4 protein-coding genes and 1 pseudogene are annotated in these 4078 nt (G+C 62.6%); 2 read left to right on the forward strand and 3 right to left on the reverse strand.

Annotation, left to right across the window (positions count from 1 at the left end; genetic code table 11):
• From Q8N40_RS06745 to petA, 3 genes are all read right to left on the reverse strand, one after another.
• A partial coding sequence (locus Q8N40_RS06745) for a dienelactone hydrolase family protein (RefSeq protein ID WP_305711256.1) occupies positions 1–192 on the reverse strand: 192 nt, incomplete at its 3' end.
• A 219-nt stretch (positions 193–411) separates the two neighbouring features.
• On the reverse strand, positions 412–2484 hold the full coding sequence (locus tag Q8N40_RS06750) for a cytochrome c1 (RefSeq protein WP_305711257.1): 2073 nt from the start codon (positions 2482–2484) through the stop codon (positions 412–414).
• Between the two features lie 63 nt (positions 2485–2547).
• Positions 2548–3078 carry a ubiquinol-cytochrome c reductase iron-sulfur subunit gene (petA, locus tag Q8N40_RS06755; RefSeq protein ID WP_305322341.1) on the reverse strand — a complete coding sequence of 177 codons (531 nt, stop codon included), beginning with the start codon at positions 3076–3078 and terminating at the stop codon, positions 2548–2550.
• A gap of 279 nt (positions 3079–3357) precedes the next feature.
• Here petA and Q8N40_RS06760 point away from each other — a divergent pair, with 279 nt between their 5' ends.
• Positions 3358–3828, forward strand: coding sequence for a tRNA (cytidine(34)-2'-O)-methyltransferase (locus tag Q8N40_RS06760; protein ID WP_305711258.1), 471 nt, complete (start codon positions 3358–3360; stop codon positions 3826–3828).
• Positions 3825–4078: pseudogene (locus tag Q8N40_RS06765) on the forward strand (7-carboxy-7-deazaguanine synthase); the annotation flags it as partial. The gene Q8N40_RS06760 and the pseudogene Q8N40_RS06765, both read left to right, overlap by 4 nt.

Here is a 4078-nt window from a genome sequence, read left to right on the forward strand (position 1 = left end):
CTTGTAGAGATCGGGCGCCAGCGCATCGAAGCCGGCCACCGCGAAGCGGTCGCACAGCCCCTTGATCTGATCGGAAAGCCCCCACCATTCCTGGATCACCACCACCCCAGGCGCATTGCCGCGCGCGGCATTGGCGAGATAACCGCCGGCGTCCTTGCCGTCCGGGCGCTTGAACGTGATGCTGGTACCCATGGTTCCTCCGGGGATTTTTTTGCGGGGCGATTTGGTCGCTATCTTGGCCGCTGTGCGCGCGGGATGCAATCGGGACATAAGCCGTCATTGCGAGCGCAGCGAAGCAATCCATCTCGCCAAGGAAAGGAAGAATGGATTGCTTCGCTGCGCTCGCAATGACGCGCACAACAAAAAAGCCCCCGCAGGGGCTTTTTCGCATTCAAGTCATAAAGACCAGGATCAGTGCGCGTTGGCCCAGATCTTCTTCTTGGTGAAGTAGAGCAGGCCCGTGAGCAGGATCAGGAACACGAACACCTGCATGCCCAGTTTCTTGCGCGCTTCCATGTGCGGCTCCGCGGTCCACATCAGGAAGTGGGTGACGTCCCTGGAATACTGCGCCACGGTCGCCGGCGAGCCGTCGTCGTAGGTGACCTGGCCGTCGGAGAGCGGGTTCGGCATCTTGATGGCGTGGCCGGGGAAGTACTTGTTGTAATAGGAACCCTCCGCCAGCTTGAACCCGGCCGGCGGCGTTTCCAGATAGCCCTGCATCAGCGCGCTGACGTAGTTCGGGCCCTGCTCCTGGTACTGGGTGAAGAAGTCGACGATGAACTGCGGAAAGCCGCGCGGGTAGGAGCGCGCCTTGGTGATCAGCGACAGGTCCGGCGGCAATGCGCCGCCATTGGCGGCGCGCGCCGCCTGATCGTTCGGGAACGGCGACGGGAAGTAATCGGCGGGCCGGCCCGGCCGCTCAAACATATCGCCCGCGTCGTTCGGGCCGTCCTTGACCTTGTACTCGGACGCGAATGCCGTCGCCTGCGCCATCGAAAAGCCGGGACCGCCGGCGTCGGCGAGGTTGCGGAATGCGATGTAGGACAGGCCGTGGCAGGACGCGCAGACTTCCTTGTAGACCTTCAGGCCGCGCTGCAATGCGCCGCGATCGAACTTGCCGACCGGACCTGCGAACGACCATTTCAGCGATGGCGGTATTTCCTGACCCTCGGCGGCCCGGGCGTCCTGCACGGACCCTGCGAACAGCGCGCCGGCGACCGCGAGCGCGATCACGGACGACACCATCGGCGCCGACTTGCCTCCGCTCTTGGCCAGCACGTCGTCGGCGATCGAGTTCGGCACCGGCCTCGGCTTTTCGATCCGGCTGAGCACCGGCAGCACGATCAGGAAATAGGCGAAATAGCAGAACGTCAGGATGCGTCCGGCGATCACGTAGATGCCTTCGGCGGGCTTGCCGCCGAGCCAGCCGAGCAGCAGGCAGACCAGGACGAAGATCCAGAAGAACTGCTTCGCCAGCGGACGATACTTCGACGATTTGGTCTTGGCGCTGTCGAGCCAGGGCAGGAAGGCCAGGATCAGGATGGCGCCGAACATCGCGATCACACCGGCCAGCTTGTCCGGGATCGAGCGCAGGATCGCGTAGAACGGCAGATAATACCATTCCGGAACGATGTGCGCCGGGGTCACGCCGGGATTGGCCGGGATGTAGTTTTCGGCGTCGCCGAGATAGTTCGGCATGTAGAAAATGAACCAGGCGAAGAACAGCATGAAGCAGGAAACGCCGAACGCATCCTTCATGGTCGCGTAGGGCGTGAACGGCACCGTGTCCTTTTCCGTCTTCGGCTCGACGCCGGCCGGATTGTTCTGGCCGGCGACGTGCAGCGCCCAGACGTGCAGCACGACCACGCCGGCGATCACGAACGGCAGCAAATAATGCAGCGAGAAGAAGCGGTTCAGCGTCGGGTTGCCGACCGAATAACCGCCCCACAGCAGGGTGACGATGCTGTCGCCGACATAGGGGATCGCGGAGAACAGGTTGGTGATGACGGTAGCGCCCCAGAAGCTCATCTGGCCCCACGGCAGCACGTAGCCCATGAAGCCGGTCGCCATCATCAGGAGGTAGATGATGACGCCGAGAATCCACAGAATCTCGCGAGGCTCCTTGTATGACCCGTAATACAGCCCGCGGAACATGTGGATGTAGACCGCGATAAAGAACATCGAGGCCCCGCTGGCGTGCATGTTGCGCAGCAGCCAGCCGTAATTCACGTCACGCACGATGCCTTCGACCGACTTGAAGGCCATGTCGACATGTGGCGTGTAATGCATCGCCATGATCACGCCGGTGACGATCTGCAACGCCAGCATCATCGAAAGGATGGCGCCGAAGGTCCACCAGTAGTTCAGGTTGCGCGGCGTCGGATAGGCCACGAACGAGGAATGCATAAGTCCCAAGATCGGGAGGCGCCGTTCAATCCACTTCAATGCGGGATTGGTCGGCTGGTAGTTGGATGGTCCGCTCATGATGCGATCCTAGGGAAGTAAGACGACGCGACGGGCTCAAGTCTCGGAAACATGGTCCGAGGCTCAGCCGATCTGGATTTTGGTATCGGAAACGAATTGATAGGGCGGCACCGGCAGGTTGGTGGGTGCCGGTCCCGACCGGATACGGCCCGAGGTGTCGTACACCGAACCATGGCAGGGGCAGAAAAAGCCGTCATACTCGCCCTGATGGGCGATCGGAATGCAGCCGAGATGGGTGCAGATGCCGATCACGACCAGCCACTGGTCCTTGCCCGGCTTGACGCGGGCCTCGTCGCTCTCCGGATCGGGAAGGCTGGCGACCGTCACCTTGCGGGCATCGTCAATCTGCTTCTTGGTACGGTGGCTGATGTAAATCGGCTTGCCGCGCCAGAACACCTTGATGTCCTGTCCTTCGGCGATCGGCGCCAGATCGACTTCGATCGGCGCACCGGCCGCGATCGTCGAGGCATCCGGGTTCATCTGGAGGACCAGCGGCACCAACATGGCCGCTCCGCCGACCGCAGCGACGGACCCCGTTGCAACAAAAAGGAAATCACGCCGTGTCGGATGATCCGCGGAAGACGCTGTCGTCACGATTCCAAGCCCTTTCTTGTCTGCAGCCGGTGGAACCGCCCCAGGGAACGCCAACACGAACCGGAGGAGGCTGCCGGCGCCCGCGACCCCCGCGGCGGCAGAAAGACCACTTTTCCCGGCCCAATCGGCCGGAACAAGCAGTCCAGAATCGTTCTATTGGCACCCTTGCCGGAAGAGCGCAAGCCCGCTATCGGCTCCCATGCGTGCAATGCACTAATTCCGTGCCGCGCGGCGAATTATTCAGACATTTCATGGAGCCCTCAGGCGGGCGGTCACATCATGCAGGTTGCGCTTTTCCAGCCCGACATCCCCCAGAACACGGGCACGATTCTGCGCCTTTGCGCCTGCCTGGATGTATCGGCCCATATTATCGAACCCGCCGGCTTTCCGGTGTCGGACCGGCACTTCCGCCGGGCGGGCATGGACTACCTCGATCAGGTAGCCATCATGCGCCACGACTCGTGGTCAAAATTCGAGCAATGGCGTAACGAGCAGGGCTATCGCCTGATCCTGTTCACCACCAAAAGCCCCGGCTGCTATCTTGATTACCGTTATGAACCCGATGACATCCTGCTGTTCGGTCGCGAATCCGCCGGGGTTCCCGACGAGGTGGTCGCCGCGGCCGACGCGCGGGTGGTGATCCCGATCAAATCAGGACTGCGCTCGCTCAATGTCGCGGTCGCAGCAGCCATGGCGCTGGGTGAAGCCCTGCGGCAGACCGATTCCGCACACAAGGAGACGGCGCGTTGAGTTACGCGGTCAAGGAAATCTTTCTGACCCTGCAGGGCGAAGGCGCGCATGCCGGACGCGCCGCGGTGTTTTGCCGATTCTCCGGCTGCAATCTCTGGAGCGGCCGCGAGCAGGACCGCGCCACCGCGACCTGCCGGTTTTGCGACACCGATTTTGTCGGCACCGATGGCACGCTGGGCGGCCGCTACGCCTCGGCCCAAGCGCTCGCCGACACCATTGCCGCGCAATGGGTGGGGACCAGCGCCAACCG

It is taken from the genome of Bradyrhizobium sp., from assembly GCF_030693485.1.
Classification (GTDB): domain Bacteria; phylum Pseudomonadota; class Alphaproteobacteria; order Rhizobiales; family Xanthobacteraceae; genus Bradyrhizobium.

Bases quoted from the DNA above. Each gene is read 5' to 3' on its own strand.
- Q8N40_RS06750 (WP_305711257.1), bottom strand. From the start codon at position 2,484: ATGAGCGGACCATCCAACTACCAGCCGACCAATCCCGCATTGAAGTGG.
- Q8N40_RS06760 (WP_305711258.1), top strand. From the start codon at position 3,358: ATGCAGGTTGCGCTTTTCCAGCCCGACATCCCCCAGAACACGGGCACG.